18 protein-coding genes are annotated in these 17,938 nt (G+C 53.1%); 17 read left to right on the forward strand and 1 reads right to left on the reverse strand.

Features of this window, described 5'->3' with window-relative positions; translation table 11 throughout:
• Window positions 1–28: 28 nt before the first annotated feature.
• The 15 genes from AC0YOB_RS03730 to AC0YOB_RS03800 all read left to right on the forward strand — a co-directional run bounded on the left by AC0YOB_RS03730 (window position 29) and on the right by AC0YOB_RS03800 (window position 14,671).
• Window positions 29–1,132 (forward strand): mandelate racemase/muconate lactonizing enzyme family protein, encoded by a 1,104-nt coding sequence (locus tag AC0YOB_RS03730; RefSeq protein WP_475791609.1) that lies wholly within the window; start codon window positions 29–31, stop codon window positions 1,130–1,132.
• 168 nt (window positions 1,133–1,300) lie between these two features.
• Window positions 1,301–2,254, forward strand: coding sequence for a D-2-hydroxyacid dehydrogenase family protein (locus AC0YOB_RS03735; RefSeq protein ID WP_475791610.1), 954 nt, complete (start codon window positions 1,301–1,303; stop codon window positions 2,252–2,254).
• Window positions 2,255–2,440: 186 nt separating this feature from the next.
• On the forward strand, window positions 2,441–3,016 hold the full coding sequence (locus tag AC0YOB_RS03740) for a TetR/AcrR family transcriptional regulator (protein ID WP_475791611.1): 576 nt from the start codon (window positions 2,441–2,443) through the stop codon (window positions 3,014–3,016).
• A gap of 93 nt (window positions 3,017–3,109) precedes the next feature.
• Window positions 3,110–3,511 carry an Rrf2 family transcriptional regulator gene (locus AC0YOB_RS03745; RefSeq protein ID WP_475791612.1) on the forward strand — a complete coding sequence of 134 codons (402 nt, stop codon included), beginning with the start codon at window positions 3,110–3,112 and terminating at the stop codon, window positions 3,509–3,511.
• Between the two features lie 314 nt (window positions 3,512–3,825).
• Window positions 3,826–4,719 carry an AraC family transcriptional regulator gene (locus AC0YOB_RS03750; protein WP_475791613.1) on the forward strand — a complete coding sequence of 298 codons (894 nt, stop codon included), beginning with the start codon at window positions 3,826–3,828 and terminating at the stop codon, window positions 4,717–4,719.
• A gap of 246 nt (window positions 4,720–4,965) precedes the next feature.
• Window positions 4,966–6,276 (forward strand): ABC transporter substrate-binding protein, encoded by a 1,311-nt coding sequence (locus tag AC0YOB_RS03755; protein ID WP_475791614.1) that lies wholly within the window; start codon window positions 4,966–4,968, stop codon window positions 6,274–6,276.
• A gap of 21 nt (window positions 6,277–6,297) precedes the next feature.
• Window positions 6,298–7,227: a carbohydrate ABC transporter permease gene (locus AC0YOB_RS03760; RefSeq protein ID WP_475791615.1), complete on the forward strand. Its 930-nt coding sequence runs from the start codon at window positions 6,298–6,300 to the stop codon at window positions 7,225–7,227.
• Window positions 7,224–8,069 carry a carbohydrate ABC transporter permease gene (locus tag AC0YOB_RS03765; RefSeq protein ID WP_475791616.1) on the forward strand — a complete coding sequence of 282 codons (846 nt, stop codon included), beginning with the start codon at window positions 7,224–7,226 and terminating at the stop codon, window positions 8,067–8,069. The genes AC0YOB_RS03760 and AC0YOB_RS03765 overlap by 4 nt, the downstream gene beginning before the upstream one ends.
• A 37-nt stretch (window positions 8,070–8,106) precedes the next feature.
• The gene (locus tag AC0YOB_RS03770) at window positions 8,107–10,257 is read left to right on the forward strand and encodes an ADP-ribosylglycohydrolase family protein (RefSeq protein WP_475791617.1); all 2,151 of its coding nucleotides are present in this window, start codon (window positions 8,107–8,109) and stop codon (window positions 10,255–10,257) included.
• Between the two features lie 149 nt (window positions 10,258–10,406).
• The gene (locus tag AC0YOB_RS03775; RefSeq protein WP_475791618.1) at window positions 10,407–11,510 is read left to right on the forward strand and encodes a Gfo/Idh/MocA family protein; all 1,104 of its coding nucleotides are present in this window, start codon (window positions 10,407–10,409) and stop codon (window positions 11,508–11,510) included.
• 32 nt (window positions 11,511–11,542) lie between these two features.
• A complete protein-coding gene (locus AC0YOB_RS03780; RefSeq protein ID WP_475791619.1) occupies window positions 11,543–12,397 on the forward strand; it encodes a DUF6807 domain-containing protein in 855 nt (284 codons plus the stop codon).
• Window positions 12,398–12,399: 2 nt separating this feature from the next.
• Window positions 12,400–13,440 carry an NAD(P)-dependent oxidoreductase gene (locus AC0YOB_RS03785; RefSeq protein ID WP_475791620.1) on the forward strand — a complete coding sequence of 347 codons (1,041 nt, stop codon included), beginning with the start codon at window positions 12,400–12,402 and terminating at the stop codon, window positions 13,438–13,440.
• Between the two features lie 480 nt (window positions 13,441–13,920).
• Window positions 13,921–14,148: a hypothetical protein gene (locus tag AC0YOB_RS03790; RefSeq protein ID WP_475791621.1), complete on the forward strand. Its 228-nt coding sequence runs from the start codon at window positions 13,921–13,923 to the stop codon at window positions 14,146–14,148.
• A gap of 27 nt (window positions 14,149–14,175) precedes the next feature.
• Window positions 14,176–14,412: a DUF2651 family protein gene (locus AC0YOB_RS03795; protein ID WP_475792297.1), complete on the forward strand. Its 237-nt coding sequence runs from the start codon at window positions 14,176–14,178 to the stop codon at window positions 14,410–14,412.
• A 28-nt stretch (window positions 14,413–14,440) separates the two neighbouring features.
• On the forward strand, window positions 14,441–14,671 hold the full coding sequence (locus AC0YOB_RS03800; protein WP_475791622.1) for a DUF5316 family protein: 231 nt from the start codon (window positions 14,441–14,443) through the stop codon (window positions 14,669–14,671).
• Between the two features lie 66 nt (window positions 14,672–14,737).
• On the opposite strand, the gene AC0YOB_RS03805 is transcribed toward AC0YOB_RS03800, so the two are convergent.
• Window positions 14,738–15,748, reverse strand: a complete 1,011-nt coding sequence (locus tag AC0YOB_RS03805) for a LacI family DNA-binding transcriptional regulator (RefSeq protein WP_210045399.1) — start codon at window positions 15,746–15,748, stop codon at window positions 14,738–14,740.
• 330 nt (window positions 15,749–16,078) lie between these two features.
• Between AC0YOB_RS03805 and AC0YOB_RS03810 the strand changes: the two genes are divergently transcribed.
• Together AC0YOB_RS03810 and AC0YOB_RS03815 are read left to right on the forward strand one after the other, a co-directional pair.
• A complete protein-coding gene (locus AC0YOB_RS03810) occupies window positions 16,079–16,993 on the forward strand; it encodes an ABC transporter permease subunit (protein WP_475791623.1) in 915 nt (304 codons plus the stop codon).
• A 16-nt stretch (window positions 16,994–17,009) separates the two neighbouring features.
• Window positions 17,010–17,891, forward strand: a complete 882-nt coding sequence (locus AC0YOB_RS03815; protein WP_210045397.1) for a carbohydrate ABC transporter permease — start codon at window positions 17,010–17,012, stop codon at window positions 17,889–17,891.
• The last annotated feature ends 47 nt before the right edge of the window (window positions 17,892–17,938 follow it).

The following is a 17,938-nucleotide window of genomic DNA, read 5'->3' on the forward strand; positions in this document are numbered from 1 at the left end:
AATTTAGCCAGGAAGCAGGTTTTCCAAAATGAAAATTGCCAGTATTGAGACCTTCACGACAAAGGAAATCAGCATTGTCAGAGTCCGGACGGACGACGGAAGAGAAGGCTACGGGCAGACGGCCCCCTATATTCATGCCAATATCGCCGCCCTGGTGCTTCACCAGCAAGTCAGTCCCTATGTATTGGGAGCGGATGTGAGCCGGGTGGAGGATATCGCTCCGCTGGCCGAGAAGTGCATTGAGGGCGAGCATAAGTTTCCGGGATCTTATATATGCCGTGCGGTAGGCGGGATCGATACGGCCCTGTGGGATCTTCATGGGAAAATCCAGAATAAAAGCGTGCGGGAGCTGCTGGGCGGCCAAAAAACAGCTGTCGAGGTGTATGGCTCCAGCATGAGCCGGTCCATCACCCCCGAGCAGGAAGCCGAGAGGCTGAAGCGGTTAAAGCAATCCCATGGCTTCAAAGCGTTCAAAATCCGCATCGGCAATCCCTTCGGGCATGATGTTGACGCCTGGCCTGGCAGAACGGAAGCCATTGTTCCGGCAGTGCGCGAAGCGATCGGTCCGGATACCCTGCTGTATGTGGACGCAAACAGCGGTTTCTCCCCTGAGCGGGCTATCGAGGTAGGGCATATGCTGGAGCAGTACGGCGTTTGCCACTATGAGGAGCCATGTCCTTATCCCGAGCTGGAATGGACACAGCAGGTGAATCAGGCTTTGAGCCTGGCAGTGACCGGAGGAGAGCAGGATACGGATCTGGCCCAGTTCCGGCGCATGATTGCCATGCGGGCCGTCGATATTGTACAGCCCGATGTTTGTTATGTGGGCGGATTGAGCCGCGCTCTGAAGGTGGCGAAGATGGCAGAGGAAGCGGGAATCCCGTGTACGCCGCATTCATCGAATCTCTCGATGGTCACGGTATTTACTTTGCATATGCTGGGAGCCATTCCCAATGCCGGCCGGTTTATGGAATATACGATAGAGTGGAACAACGCCTGGACAGACGGGCTTTTCAGCCCTCCGCTTAAGGTGGTTGACGGCTCGGTTGAGATTCCCAAGGGTCCTGGCTGGGGTGTTGAGATCAATCAGCAGTGGCTGGATAAGGCTGATTATCAGATTAGCCGGCTATAAACCTGAGCCTGCAGAAGAATAGTTTTGGCTGCTGTGCGGTAAGGGCGCATCCTTAAAGGGTGTGCCCTTTGCTGTTATCTGCCCATGCCGCAGGTCGAAGGACGCTTGGCAAACGCCCGGCAGTATGCGATTATGAGAGCAGATCCGGTTGGGAAGGGGTAATATGAAATGAAATGCGCTGTGCTTGACGATTATCAGCAGGTTGCCATGTCCATGACGGATTGGACGGGGCTTGCCGATCGAGTGGATGTTAAAGTATTCCATACCCATTTCGAGAATGAGGACGAGCTGGCAGCTGCTATCGAAGATTGCGAGATTGTGGTCATAATGCGGGAGCGCACTCCTTTTCGGAGCGGACTCTTCAAGCGTCTGCCCCGTCTGAAGCTGCTGGTGACGACGGGAATGCGCAATGCTTCAATCGATCTGGCCGCCGCGGCGGACAACGGCGTAGTCGTATGCGGGACGCGCGGGGGAGGCGAAGGCACAACGGAGCTGACATGGACGCTTATTCTGGGACTGGCGAGGAAACTTGTGCAGGAGAATGAGGCGCTTCGTTCCGGCGGACATTGGCAGAGTACGGTCGGCATCGACCTTCTCGGCAAGCGTCTCGGCCTGCTGGGTCTCGGTCATATCGGGAGCAATGTCGCGCGGATCGGACAAGCGTTCGGCATGGAGGTTTCGGCATGGAGCCAAAATCTGACCGCGGAAAAAGCTGCCGCCGCGGGTGTGAAGCTGGCTTCCTCGAAGGAGGAGCTGCTCGAGGGCAGCGACTTTGTCTCGATTCATCTCGTGCTTGGTGATCGCACAAGAGGACTTCTCGGAGCACGGGAGCTCGGGCTCATGCGGCCGTCAGCCTACCTCATCAACACCTCGCGCGCGCCGATCGTTGACCGGGATGCGCTGATTGAAGCGCTGCGCAGCGGCACAATTGCCGGGGCCGGACTGGACGTGTTCGAGCAGGAGCCTCTGCCTGCGGATGATCCGCTCCGCACACTGCCCAATGTGCTGGCGACGCCGCATATCGGGTATGTCACTGAAGCGGCTTACCGCGGCTTCTTCCGCGGAATCGTCGAGGACATTGATGCTTATTTGAATGGATCGCCCGTGAACGTTCTCGGCTAGCGGGAATTCATTCCTCTCATCCGCCGAACAAGCGGCTGCTGCCGGTTCCGGGGAATTGCCCTGAACGCCGGCGGGCAGCCGCTTTTTCGGATGGTCTGAACGGTCGCAGCCTGGGAGGATTGGATATTTCTTATTCTTTATCGATCGTTCTATATTGGGTATAATGGCAGTAAAGGAGCTGTTGGTATGTCCAGAAACAGAGAGTTTGAAGTTAACGATGTGCTTAATAAGGCAATGGGTCTTTTTTGGTTTCAAGGATATGAAAAAACATCGATGAGCAATCTGGTGGAGACCATGGGCGTCCACAGGAAGAGCATTTATAATACCTTTGGCGACAAGCATTCTTTGTACATGAAAGCAATGGAACACTATGATCAAGCTATAGGAGCAGAAACAAGATCATTGATCAAAAATACTTCTTCCGCCAAACAGGCTATCCGGCAGTTGTTTGAATTTAGCGCGATGGCAGAAGCAGGGCCCAAAGGCTGCTTGACGGTCAATTCTGCCGTAGAACTTGCCCAGCATGATTCTGAAGTGGCAATCAAAGTGAATGAGAGCTTTGCCAATGGCGAGAAGCTGCTGCTCGAGCTAGTCACACTCGGCCAGAATACAGGCGAAATTGCTGATCATCACAATGCCGAATCACTGGCTTATTACTTGAACAATGCGTGGATAGGCATGCGCGTTCTGGTTAAGACAACGGATGATAAAGAGAAATTGAAAGGGATTATCGACACAACCCTTGCTATATTGGAAAGATAAGAGGCTTTGATGCTTGCAGCAGCCCGTCCTTGAATATCTAAATTAAGTGTGCTGCAATTTGCCTATTAAATCAAAGAAAGGGGCAGTAGCCCGATGGCTCAGTTGACCCGCTTCGGATTCGGGGTGCAGGCTCTTATCGCGCTGGCGTCGCGTCGGGACCAATGGTCCAGCGCCGAGATCGCCGGCCTTATCAGCTGCGAGCCGACGGCGCTCCGCAAGATTTTATCGCAGCTGGCGGATGCGGGCCTGATTGATGTGAAGCAGGGCCGGTCCGGAGGCTACCGCCTGGCCAAACGGCCGGAGGAGATCACCCTGTTCGAAGTATACCAGTCCCTTCATAATGAAGACCCGCAATGGGGACGGATGGCCGACACGACCGGAGCAGGCTTGTTTGGCGCGAAAGTCCGGGAATCCTTCACACGGATCATGACCGATATCAACGTTCAGGTTACGCAGGTGCTTGGGAACTATACGATCGCGGATTTGGTGGAGTAAATTTTTTTTACTGAAAATGTGCAAATTATTACACAAATAATTTCTTCCAGAAAGGTGAATGACTAATGAAGATCTCAGGGTACGGCCAATCGGCATTATTGTTGAGCGAATTATCGATTACGCGGGCGTGGTGACGTTTCAATACGTGCCATCGCGAACAAGCGGAAGCGATTAACGGCGGAGCGGCTGTGTCCGCCTGATTTTTTATATTTTCAGTGTACTCCGGTGCAGTATTGCTTTGAGCTTGGCAGCCATACTATGATGGCATCATACAGAAAAAGGAAGTCAATTTCGACGAAAAGTTGGGGATCGGCATGGAATTCAAATACGAGTTTGAAAAAGACCTTCCCATTATGTTCCAGGAGTGGACTCCAAGCACGATGGTCGAGACTTTTCATTGGCACACGCCGCTTGAGATCGGATACTGTCATACGGGTAAAGGCTGGTTTTATTTCGGCGAGAAAAAATTCCGCGTCATGCCCGGCGATGTGTTCGTCGTCAATAATATGGAACGGCATATCGCCCAGTCCGATGGGGACGACCCCAGCCATTTTTCCTTTATGTATTTCGATCCCGAATTCATTGAACAGGGCGAGAAGGAGCTGCTCCTTCCTTTCGTATACAACCCGACCCAGTTCCATAACCACATTCCGGCCCATTCACCCGCAGCCAAAGAAATCGGCGGCTTGCTCCTGTCGATGGAGAGGGAGTACGGCGAGCGGAGGACAGGCTACAAAAATATGCTCCGCGGCGGCTTGCTCCAAATCTGTACGCTGCTGCTGAGGCACTATGGCAGCGACACGCCCAAGAGCGAGATTAACCGGGTCGTTAATCTGTATCATAAACTGAATCCCGCATTATCCTTCATGAAGGAGAACTTCCGTGATCCCATAGAGCTGGAGGATGTCGCGCGCGTGCTTATGCTCAGTCCGTCGCGGACGCGCCACCTATTCAAGGAAATGCTCGGCGAGGGCTTCAAGGAATACCTGACCCAGCTGCGCATCAATGAAGCCAAACGGCTGTTGATCACCTCGGACATGCAGGTGATGACGATTTGTCTGCAATGCGGGTTTCAGAGCCTGACTCCGTTCTACCGGGCTTTCAGGCAGATAGTCGGAATGACCCCGCAGGAGTACCGGGCTGAGGCGTCCGTGCTTGCCCTGACCAGAGAGAGGGCAATGGCGCTTTCCGCTGAATCCGATAAATGATGAACCCTTCTAAAGTTCCTGCAGGGAGGGTTATTTTTTTGAGGGATCCAAAACGGCAGGTCAAACATACAGCGTATATGAAATCCAGCCGTTTTTGACAAGGGAAGTGTGCTTATTAGCAAGACGGCCGATCAGCAGCGGTGGTATGATGGAAATGCAAAATGAAAGCGCTTTAATTAAAGATATGCAGGTGACAAGCGGAGTAAAGAAGGAAGCAGCACACTCTTTAAAAAGGGGTTGAGGTTCATGGTGAGGAAAACAAACATTCATCTATTGATCGTATGTTTACTGGTGCTGGGACTGCTGGCAGGCTGTACGAAGGACTCCAATGGAAGCGGCTCGGGAGGGAAGACGGAAATCGTATTCTGGCAGCCGGACCTGGCGAACTGGCAGCCGCTGTACGAGAAGCTGGTCAAGAAATTCGAGGAGAGCCATCCGGATATCCGGATCAAGATGGCCAATATTCCGGAGGAAGGCTATTTTGAGAAGCTGAACACGGCGTTCGCCGCAGGCAAGGGTCCCGATATGTGGGTAGGCTGGTACCCTGGCAACGAATTCGACCGGGGCTACATTCAGCCTATCGACGAGTTCATCGAAGCGAGCGGGTGGGATATGAACCAATATTTTCAGCCGATAACGGATCTTAGACTGAAGGGCGCGGACGGCCATTATTACGGACTGCCGCGCGACTATTCCAGCTCTGTTGTCCTGTACAACAATGATCTGTTCGATGCGGCGCAGGTGCCTTATCCGACGGAGGACTGGACGGTTGATGATTTCCGCAGCATCGCGAAGTCCGTGACGAACGAGGAGAAGAAAGTGTTCGGCACCGATATCGCAACAGGCGACTCGCTGCTAACGGGTACGCCGCTCGTGTGGAATTATGGCGGCGATATGATCAGCGAAGACGGGCTTACGGTGAAGGGCGTGCTGGATTCGCCGGAAACGATGAAGGCCTACGAGCTTGGCCAGCAGCTGATGAAGGATGGGAGCGTGCTTCCGTCGTCCATCTCGGAGACGATGTCCGGCGACAACGGCGCGTTCGGCTCGGGTACGGTGGGCATGACAATGGGGACGCTGTGGGGCTATAACTCGCTGAAGGATGTCACGTTCAAATGGGGAGCCGTATCGTTTCCGAAAGTACCTGGCGGAGAGGATTACGCCTGGGCCGACATCGTCAGCTGGTTTATGAATGCCAAATCGAAACATAAGGAAGCGACATGGGAATTCATGAAGTTCATGTCGAGCACGGAGATCGGCCAGGATGTGGCGGAGGAGCTGACATGGGGGCCGCCGATTCCGAAGATCTGGGAGGATCAGAAGCTGCTCGACAACGAGGCGCTGAAGGTGTTCTATGATCAGGGCGCGAAGCCGACGAAGAAACCGGTCTATGTCCGCAATAACGCCTACGATGATATTACTTCAGACATGACCCAGACCTATACGGATATCGTGAATCCGCTGAAGGGCGTCGAGATGAAATCGCCGGGCGACGTGCTTCCGCAAGCAGCCGAAGAGATGCAGAAAAAGCTGGATGAAGCCCAAACAGTCAAGTAACGAATCGGAGGTGGACATATCATGGTGAAGCTATCCAAAAGCGCCCGGCGGGAAGAAAGGCTCGGCTACTTGTTTATATCTCCCTGGATCCTCGGGTTTCTGGCATTCGCCGCCTTCCCGATCCTCGCGTCCCTGGCGCTGAGCTTCATGCACTGGGATATCTACGCCAGCCCTTCCTGGATAGGGCTGGACAACTTCAACCGCCTGTTCCGCGATCCGCTGTTTTACAAATCGATGAAGGTTACGCTCACATACAGCGCGATGGCCATTCCGCTAGGTCTTGTGATCGGCCTGCTGCTGTCGCTGATGCTGAATCTTAAAGTAAAGGGCATCAATTTCTTCCGGACGTTGTTCTACCTGCCTTCGGTGCTTACCGGCGTGGCCGTCTCCATGCTGTGGCTGTGGATCTTCAATGCCGATTACGGGCTGCTGAATTATATGCTGTCCTGGATCGGCATCGATGGGCCTCAGTGGCTCAAGGATCCAAGCTGGATACTCACGAGCTACGTCATCATGAGCCTGTGGGGGGTTGGAGGGAACGCCATCCTGTTTCTGGGCGGCCTCCAGAATATTCCGGAGCAGCTGTACGAAGCCGCCAAAATTGACGGCGCAGGCATGTTCCGGCGGTTCTGGCGGATCACGATCCCGCTGCTGACGCCGACGCTCTTTTTCCTCCTGCTCATGGGCATCATCGGTTCCTTCCAGGTCTTCACGCAGGCGTATATCATCAACGGCCGGGGCGGGGGCGGTCCTGACAATGCAGGCTTGTTCTATATGCTTTATCTGTACCAGAAGGCCTTCAAATCATTCGATATGGGCTATGCTTCGGCCATGGCATGGATTGGCGGCCTCCTGTCGCTTGTGCTTGCGCTGATTGTATATGCGACGCAAAACAGGTGGGTCTATTATGAGGCGGATGAGACGCAGGGAAGGAAGGCGGTGGTGAAATGACGAATGTGAATGTGTCGGCGAGAAAGCCTTTTGGCAAAATTGCCGCTTACTGCTTCCTTATCATCCTGTCGTTCGCCTGCATGGTGCCCTTCTTCTGGATGATATCGACATCGCTGAAGACCAAAGCGACCACGTTTCAATTTCCGCCGCAGTGGATTCCGGCAGACCCGCAGTGGGCGAACTATGCGAACGCATTTTCGTTTGCTCCGTTCGCTACCTACATCACGAATACGCTTACGATTGAGCTCTTCGTCATTATTGGCCAGGTCGTGTCCTGCACGCTGGTCGCATACGGCTTCTCCCGGTTCCGCTTCCGCGGACGCGAGGTGCTGTTCATGATCATGCTCGCCACCATGCTCATACCGGAGCAGGTGACGATGATCCCGACCTTCCTCATGTTCAGCAAGCTGAATTGGGTGGATACCTACCTGCCGCTGACGGTCCCGGCTTACTTCGCGAATCCGTTCTTCGTCTTCCTGATGCGGCAGTACCTGCTCACGATCCCGAAGGACCTCGACGAGGCGGCCAAGATCGACGGAGCGAATGAATTGCAAATCCTGTGGAAGGTGCTTGTCCCGGTCCTGCGTCCCTCCATGACCATCATTGTCGTGTTTACATTCACTAATGTGTACAACGATTTCATGGGGCCGCTCATTTATTTGAATTCAACGGAGAAATTCACCTTGGCCGTCGGCCTTGCCAACTTCGTTTCCAGCAGAGGCTCCGAGTGGAACCTGCTCATGGCGGCTTCGACTGTCGTCGTCGTGCCGCTGCTGCTCATCTACTATTTTGCGCAGCGCAATCTGATCGGCGGAATTGCCAGCATGGGGATCAAGGGATAAAAACAAGCAACATAACCGAGAGGAGAATGGATTCATCATGAATAATCAGATCCTGCCTGCAGATTATCCGGAACGCGTCTACGCGGGATGGCTGGGGAAAGTAATAGGCGTCCGTCATGGAGGCAATATCGAGCAGTGGACGTACGAACGGATCGCAAGAACATTCGGCGAAATCACGGGCTATCTTCATACGTTTAAAAATTTCGCGGCGGATGACGACACGAACGGACCCATGTTTTTTCTCCGCGCGCTGGAGGATTACACGCATACAAGCGAGATTACTGCCGAGCAGATGGGGCTGACCTGGCTTAATTATGCGCCCGATGGCCACGGCTTCTATTGGTGGGGCGGCTATGGCAAATCGACCGAGCATACCGCCTATCAGAACCTGAAAAACGGGATCATGGCGCCGCGCTCGGGATCGATCGAGCAGAATGGGGCTGCGGTGGCGGAGCAGATCGGAGGGCAGATTTTCATTGATGTATGGGGATTGATCGCACCGGGCAAACCGGGGCTTGCGGCAGAGTATGCGGAGAAAATCGCCAGCGTGTCGCATGACGGCAACGGGAAGTATGGCGGCATGTTTATCGCGGCCTGCATCGCAGCCGCATTCGACCGCCAGGATATGCATGAGATTCTGGAAGCGGGGCTGTCCGTGATCCCGGAGGATTGCGAATTCGCACGAATGACCCGAACGGTTATCGAATATCATGGGGGTCAACCGGAGGATTGGAGGGAGGCATTCCTCTTCGTGCGGGAGAAGTTCGGCTACCATCTGTATCCTGGCGAATGCCATATCATCCCGAACGCGGCGGTCATTGTGCTGTCGCTGCTGTACGGCGGAGGAGACTTCTCTCGCTCGATCAATATCTGCAACATGTGCGGTTGGGATACGGATTGCAATGTCGCAAATGTCGGGACCATCATGGGCGTGCGGAATGGCCTTGACGGCATTGATGATGCATGGCGGAAGCCGATCAACGATTTCCTGTGCTGCTCCAGCGTCATCGGAACGCTGAACATACTGGATATTCCCTGGTGCGCTTCCTATATCGCAAGCTTCGGTTATAAAATCGCGAACGCGGACATTCCGGCCAAATGGCGTCCGATCCTCACCGGCGAATCGCCGCGTTTTCACTTCGAATATCCGGGATCGACGCATGCATTCCGCACGGACGCAGATGCAAGCGGAGCGCATGTTACCGGCGTCGTCTCGAACGCGCCGGAAGCGGCGGCAAGCGGCGGACGTTCCCTGAAGGTGCTGTTCGACCGGGTGAGCGGCGGGTATGGCTATCGTGTCTATTACCAGACCTACTACCGCCCTCATGATTTCAACGACAGCAGGTACGACCCGAGCTTCTCGCCGCTGCTCTATCCCGGGCAGACCATCGAAGCCCAAGTCATGATCCCTGAATTTGTGAACATCGGAGTGATTGCAAGGCTGTACATCAAGGATGTCAATGCCGATGTGCGCCACTATGCCGACAGCATCGAGCCCGTGAAAGGCGAGTGGACCACTCTGCGCTATGAGCTGCCTTCGATGGAAAATGTATGCATCGGCGAAGCGGGCATCGAGTTCGTGCCTGCCGAAGGCTGGTCCGCGAATCTCGTAGCCTATGTGGATGACTTCCAGTTCTCGGGCGCGCCTGATTACGCCATAGATTTTGGCTTCGAGCGCATAGAGCGCTGGCACGGACTGCATCAGGAGGTCAGCCAATTTACTTATTTGCGCGGATTATGGACACTGGAGCAGGGCGAATTGTCCGGCAGCTACAGCGGCGAATCCGCAGAATGCTATACCGGAGATCTGAAGTGGCGGGATTATGCGTTTGAAGCGGTCGTTCGGCCCGTATCCGGAAGCCATCACAGGATGCTGGTCAGGGTGCAGGGCGGTATCCGTTCTTATGCCGCGGGTCTTGCCCCCGGCAATAAAGTGAGCTTTTACAAGAATGCTAACGGCTGTACGGAGCTCGCATCTGCCGACTTCGAATGGGAGCATGGCCGGGACTATACGATTGCCGTCGAAGCAGTGGGGAACCGGTTTACAGTAAGCGTGAACGGACAGCTTGCGCTTGAAGTGGAGGATGCGGGAGATAACGGCCTTCCTTATTGGACGGGTCAGGTGGGATTGTCCAATACGGCCGGCAGCCATACCCATTATAAGCAATATCGCGTGTCAAGCCGCTGACGGGAAACCAGGGGCGCAGCCGGGCCAGAGGATGAGAATGCAGAATTGTTCATCAAATCTGATTGGCGCGGATATATTTGGAGATGAGGCATGTCAGCATGGGTTATAGTGGATATCCGGACTATAAATTCAAAGCAGGAGGATAATTGATGACCCAAAAAATTCGTGTAGCCATTGTCGGTTTGGGATTTGGAGCCGAGTTTATTCCCATTTATCAAAATCACCCGCACGCAGAGATGTATGCGATCTGCCAGCGGTCGGAGGATAGCCTGCATCGGATCGGCGATCATTTTGGGATCCATGTAAGATACAGCAGCTTTGAGGAACTGCTTGAGGATCCGGATGTGGACGCCGTCCATATCAATACCCCGATTCCCTTTCACGCCCGGCAATCTGTCGCAGCACTGCTTGCCGGCAAGCATGTGGCCTGCACGGTGCCGATGGCCACCTCAGTGGAGGATTGCAGACGGATTGTCGAGGCGCAGAAAGTCTCCGGCAAGCACTACATGATGATGGAAACAGCCGTGTATACGCGCGAGTTTCTGTATGTGAAGGAGCTGCGCGACAGCGGGAAGCTGGGCAGGCTGCAGTTTCTGCGGGGCGCTCATCAGCAGGAGATGTCCGGATGGCCGGGTTATTGGGAAGGGCTGCCGCCCATGCATTACGCAACCCATGCGGTAAGTCCGCTTCTTGCATTGGCCGGAAAAGAAGCTGACACGGTGGTATGCTTCGGTTCGGGGCAAATTGCCGGGAACCTTGCGGCCAAGTACGGCTCGCCTTTTGCTGCCGAGTCGGCTCTCGTGCGTCTCCGCGATTCCGGCCTGGCGATGGAAGTAACCCGGTCCTTATTCGAAATTTCCCGTGAGTATATCGAGAGCTTTAATGTTTATGCGGACAAGATGAGCTTCGAGTGGCAGCAGCTGGAAAGGGAAGAACCGCTGGTATTCCGCGGGGAGGACGGCGAGCGTGTGAAGATCCCGGATTATGCCCACCTGCTTCCGGAGGGCATCCGTAAATATACGGCCGAGGGCGTCTACAATGCAGACGAGAATCAGCATCTTTCGTTCAAGCAGGGAAATGGCCATGGCGGATCCCATCCTCATTTGGCGCATGAGTTTATTATGAGTCTCGTAGAGGACCGTCCGCCGTTTCCGGATGTGTTCGCATCCGCAAACTGGACGTGTACGGGACTTGTTGCGCATGAATCCGCCATGCAGGGCGGAATCCCCCTCAAATTGCCTGTTTTCCGCTAAACCAAAAACTGAAGGACGGAGGCATGCCCATCATGAAATCTTGCGAAGCTGCGCTTCATGCCGTTAGTACCCCGCATTCTATTGAAATCTTCCGGGCGGGCGGAACGCGGCCGGTTCTCGTGCAAAACGCTGCAGCCAACAGCCGCCCCTATATTCATCCAATTCTGTCGCCCGACGGGATTGGCGAGCTTACCGAAAATGCTCCCGCCCATCATCCGTGGCAGCATGGGTTGTATACGGGGCTCAATAAGGTCAACGGCGCCGGTTTCTGGGAGGAGGGCTTGCGGAATGATCCGATGGATGGAACCTTTCACCCGAAGCCTCTCCGGCCTCCTGTAGTAACCGGGAGTAAAGCGGAATGGGCAGTGGAGACCGGCTGGCGTTCGCCTGACGGTACTCCCCTCCTTGCCGAGGAGCAGCGGTGGACCTTCTGCGACCGCGGGAACATCTATGAGCTGGACCTGGAATGGACGCTCAAGGCTCATACCGCCTTAACGTTCGAACGTTACGATTACGGCGGATTATTTATCAGAATGCCATACCGCGAGGCATTCGGCGGGAGCAGCATAAGCAGCGAGGGGCTCGCAAGGGAAGAGGCTGACGGCAAGCCTGCCCGCTGGATGGCTATTTCCATGCCGATAGAAGGCCGTGAATCGGCAGCCGGCATAGCGGTAATGGACCATCCTGCTAATCCTGGCTATCCGGTTCCATGGCGCGTGGACGGCCAATTCGGGGCTGCCCCAAGCCTGTGCATAGCCGGAGATTGGCAGCTCGAAGCGGGCAGTACGCAATCGTTCAGACATCGGGTCTTCGTCTATACGGGTGAAATCGACGCAGCGCAAATTGAAGCGAATTGGAATGAATTTCGTAATGGGAGGAACAATTGACGATGAAAAGCGCTGTTGTCGTGCATCCGAATTTTGATACCGTATGGCCGTTTGCTGCAAATCATTTGCACAGGATGTGGAGCGGTCAAGGGGACACGCAGCTCATTCGGCTCCTGACTGGAAGTGAGGAAAAGCTCGGAGAGGTTGTCCGGAGCCCAGCTGAGATCACCCGCCTGGCAGTGCTTGGTGTAGACATTACAGGAGATTGCCTGGGGGCATTCACATCGCTTAGGGAAGCAGCAATCTGTACCGATGGATACAGTGAAGAGCTGGAGCCGGAAATTCGAGATGCTTGGGAGCGGGCCGGGGTTCAGATCTACAAGCATCCCTCGGAGGGCTTCTGGGGCCAATCCGTGTCGGAATTCGGCCTTGCTCTGACGCTTTGCGGCCTTCGGCGTATTCCGCAGTCCCATCATGCCATCATTTCCAGCCTGGCGCCATGGGATTATAATCCTCCGGGAAATATGGGGATGCCGGAAGCACGGGGCCACCAATTCGGCGACGATCCGAACTTCACGAACGGTACCGTGTTCGGGAAGAAGGTACGGATTATAGGAGCAGGCAATATCGCCAGCCGTTATGCCAGTTTTGTGAGCATGCTTGGAGCGGATGCAGCGGCATGGGATCCATTCGCGTCCGAACCGTCGTTTCACCGCGCGGGCGCCCGCAAAGTGTGGCATCTGGATGAGCTCGTCAAGGATGCGGATATCTTCGTGCCGATGGTGCCTTTGACCGCCAAGACACAGGGAATTATCACCGCCGATCATATTCATGCACTTCCCAAGGGGTGTCTGGTCGTTCTGGCGACTAGAGCATTAATTTGCGACATGGCAGCGGTCAGGGAAAGGGTTTTGGCCGATGAGATCAGTCTTGCCGCCGACGTATTCGATATTGAACCGCTGCCGCTGGACGATCCTTTGCTCGGCAGGCATAACGTCGTACACACTCCCCATAATGCCGGACGTACGATACACGCGAACGAGCAGTGGGCGGAGATGCTGATGGCGCAATTTCGTCCGGTGCATTCGATTAAAACGAGCTAAAGATGTGACCAGAAGCCGCTGTGCAGGAGGAATGCTCTACCAATCGCTGTTGTTCCCGGATTCCCTGAATATAAGGTTTATGGTCGAAATCAGGGAACCAGGACGAACACAAACCCTTTTGCACAAGCATTCTGCCTGCCTTGCCACTTGTTCGTTTCTATAGTGCGTTTTAGTTACAAACATACGAAGAGGGGGGCAGATGTCCCCTTCTATTTGTTTGCGTCGTTTTAAGTGCGGCTTTATTTTACGATATCAATGGTGACAATTGGCTATCCTAAGGCGGCCACCCAATGACGGCTGAACCGGATTTTTATTGATGGACTGCATCCATCAGGTGCCCTGGGCGTAGATGGAAATTCGCTTGCTACATTAACTTCAATCCAAAATCTCCATGCTCCCGGCTTGGTTAATAAACGAATAAATCAACAAAACAGGTATAATATGTTACGATTAGAAGTATTCACAAAGGGAGGGATTGAAGTGAAAATAACGAAAAGCTTTATCCTTGTGGTCGTGAATTTGATCGGTGACTTATGGTTGGGGACGATGAGAAAGCCGGAATTTTATGATAAACAGACCGCTGCGGTGCGTACCAGACTGGGTTATGCTGGATTTGTTGCTGCGGCCGCGATCATGGCGGCAGGGGCGGTTACATGGTTATCTGAACATATATTGAGTAACCAGAAGGGAATGGGAATCAGGAGGTGAAAAATGATAAATGAGTTCTCTTGGATCATGATCATTTTCCCCATTATTTTCATTCTGCTTGGCTTTGTTGGGTACATCGTTCTAAAAAATATATTCATTGCTCCAACACTGACGTTTGGGGTTACTGTTGTGTTGACTTTTACCGTATATAATACGACATTCCTCATTTGGTTGATGATTTACACATTGTTGTCTTTTGCTTCCAGTATGATTGCAAGGCAATTCGTCTATATGATCCAAAAATTTAAAATAGCCAATAAATAACAAAAACCGGCTGTCGACGACTAAGGAGATGGGGTATTTGTCGATATTCGTATACATAGGTATTATTTCATTATTTCTGGCGGGTATTTTAGTTGGAGCATGGACGGATGGAAACAGGCAGAGAGGAAACTATTATTCCCAGAATCCGGATCCCAAAGAACGGAGATTAAAAGCGAAATTATCTACATGGTTTTTTCTGATTTCGCTGGTATCGTTTGCAATCGCAGCTATCTATTACTTTTGGATAAAAGGTTCCTAAACAGTACTAGCCTGCTTTTCGAATTTGGGACGATCAAGCAAAAAGGGCGGCGGACCGCCTCTTTTTTTATTTCAAGCGATGCTCGGTCGATCCACGCAGGATCAATTCGGAATCGACCTTGAACACGCATTTGGCCGCGAACTCGTCGGCGTTCATCTGATCGATCAGCTTCTCGGCAATGATCGCGCCCATCGCGTATTTGGGCTGGTTGACCGTAGTCAACGTCGGCGTCAAATACTTGCTGATCCGGTTGTTGTCGACACCCACAACGGCCAGCTGCTCCGGGATGCGGATGCCGGTTTCCCGGCAGGCCTTGTATACGCCTAGAGCCATCTCATCATTTGCCGCATATACGGCAGTGAAGGGGATATTTTTGGCAAAAAGCCTCATCATGGCTTCATATCCGCCGTTCTCATTGAAGTTGCCGTTCTCGACGAGCTCCGGACGGAACGGGATCTGATATTCCTTCAACCCCTTCAAGTACCCTTCAAGCCTCTCGAAGCTGTCCACCGCTTCGGCGTAGCCGCTCAGGAACACGATATTGCGGTGACCGAGGCCAACCAGGTGGTCGACGACCTCCTTCGAGAACTTTACGTTGTCCGTGTAGATGCAGGGCACCTTCGGATGCTCGATATGTCTGCCAATCACGGCGATTGCATACCCCTTGTCCGAGAAGCGGACGATCTCCTCATCCGCAGTGGCGGGAGTCGCCAGGATCATGCCATCCACGGTGCGGCTCATAAGCAGACCCAGATAATCCAGTTCCTTGTCGGGCTGATTCTCCACATCGCAGATAATGACCTTATAGCTGCGGGAATAGGCCATGTTCTCGATGCCCTTGATGATCTCAGCAAAATAAGAAGCGTTAATATCCGGGACGATGACCCCGATTGTCATCGTTTTCTGTGACCGCAAATTCTTGGCCACCGCGTTCCGGTGATAGCCGAGGTCGGCGATCACCTTATTTACTTTGTCTTTGGTCTTCGCCTTGACGTAGGAATTGCCGTTCAATACACGGGATACCGTTGCAGGGGAGACGCCGGCCTTGTTCGCAACATCGATGATCTTGATATCCATAGTCATCCTCAACTTTGCTCTAAAAATTTGTTTGACAGAAGCTCGATATCAACACTATAATTCAAAATGAAATCGATTTCAATACTGAGACCGGACAAATCAATCCGCTTGTAACGAAAGTTTTTGTTGAAAGCGTATTTTATGAATGCGAGGCGGGAGATCGGCCCCATATCAGCGTTTTGTGCTCAGATAGGTTAAGGAAACCTGAAACGGAACGACGTCATTTCATTTAGGAAATCGATTTCATAAATTGATGTGGGAGTGATGCATTTTTACAGTTAGTCAGTCCGCTTTGTCCATTACTCATTCATTCCGGTACGGAGGTGCACGATGGTCGGATTTTTCAGAGAACTGGGGAAGAATCGGGTCATGTTCCTCATGATCGCGCCCGCGCTGTTGTTCTTTGCCCTGTTCAGCTACGTCCCCATGGTAGGCGTCTATTACGCTTTTACCAATTACAGTTTTGACGGCGGCTTGTTCGGAAGCCAGTTCGTCGGCTTCGACAACTTTCAGTTCCTGTTCAGTTCCGGACAATTGGCCACGCTTACAAGAAACACAATTTTGTACAATATTGTCTTCATTCTGCTTGGCAATACGCTTCAGCTGTTTTGCGCAATCTTCCTGGCGGAGCTGCCCGGCAAATGGTTCAAGAAATCTGCGCAGTCCGTCATGTTTCTCCCGTTTTTCATTTCTTTCGTTCTTATAGGCGCTTTCGTTCTGAATCTGTTCAGCTCGCAGACCGGAGTTATCCCGACGCTGCTTGCGCAGATGGGCTTTCCAAGATACGACTTCTACATGCATACCGCACCGTGGAAATACATTATCGTGTTTTTTCATGTGTGGAAAGGCCTCGGATACGGCACGGTCATCTACCTGGCCGCGATTATGAGCATCAGCGACGAATATTACGAGGCTGCTAAGATCGATGGTGCGAACATTTTCCAGCGGATCCGGAGAATTACGATCCCGATGCTGGTGCCGACATTCATTCTGCTGATTCTGCTCAGTCTGGGCGGCATCCTGAAGGGCCAGTTCGATCTGTTCTACCAGATCGTCGGCCAGAACGGCATTCTCTTCGAATCGACGGACATCATTGATACGTATGTGTACCGCTCTCTCGCCGTCAATTTCGATATCGGCATGGGGACCGCGGCAGGGTTGTACCAATCCTTGTTCGGACTCTTGCTCGTCCTTGGCGTGAACTATGTCATTCGCAGGACGCGCGAAGATTACGCTTTATTCTAGGAGGAGCCTACATCCGATGAAAATGGAAAGATCTACACTGGTATTCAACGTGGCCGGCTATTCGTTTCTGACGCTCCTGTCGGTAATGTGCCTGCTGCCCTTCCTGGTCATTATTACAGGCTCGCTCAGCTCGGAGACGGAGATCATCTCGGAGGGCTTCAAGCTCATTCCGGACCAATTCTCGCTGGACGCCTACCGGGCCATGTTCACGAACCCGATCCAGATCTACAAGGCGTACGAAGTAACGATCCTGATTACGCTGATCGGCACGGCGCTGGGCCTGTTCATGACCTCCATGGCCGGCTATGTTCTATCACGCAAGGAGTTCAAGTACCGCAACGGCCTGTCGTTCTTTATCTACTTCACCACCTTGTTCAGCGGCGGGCTGATTCCGTGGTATATACTGATCGTCAACTATTTGAGCCTGAAGGACAACTATATGGCGCTCGTCATCCCGAGCCTGCTCAGTGCGTGGAATATCATTTTAATGAAAAATTTCATGAAATCGATTCCAGATTCAATTGTCGAATCAGCCAAGATCGACGGCGCCGGCGACTTCAAGATTTACCTGAAGCTGATCCTGCCGCTCTCCACACCGGGTCTGGCAACGATCGGGCTGTTCATGGCGCTGGCATACTGGAACGATTGGTTTACCGCCAATCTGTTCATCACCACGGAGAGTAAGTTCCCGCTGCAGTTCCTGCTGTACAAGATTCTGGCAAGCGCCTCGGTACTGAAGACCAGCATCGCGGGAAATCTGTCTCCGAATTTCAAGCCGCCGACTGAGACGCTCAAGATGGCGGCTGCGGTTGTCGTCACAGGACCCATCATTCTGCTTTATCCGTTCCTGCAGCGCTACTTCGTCAAAGGTCTGACGATCGGCGCGGTCAAAGGTTAGAACCGGATTGCCGGCTAACATACATTCAAGCCAATCAAAAGGGGGAT

The sequence above is a fragment of the Paenibacillus sp. JT31N17 genome, assembly GCF_056269255.1.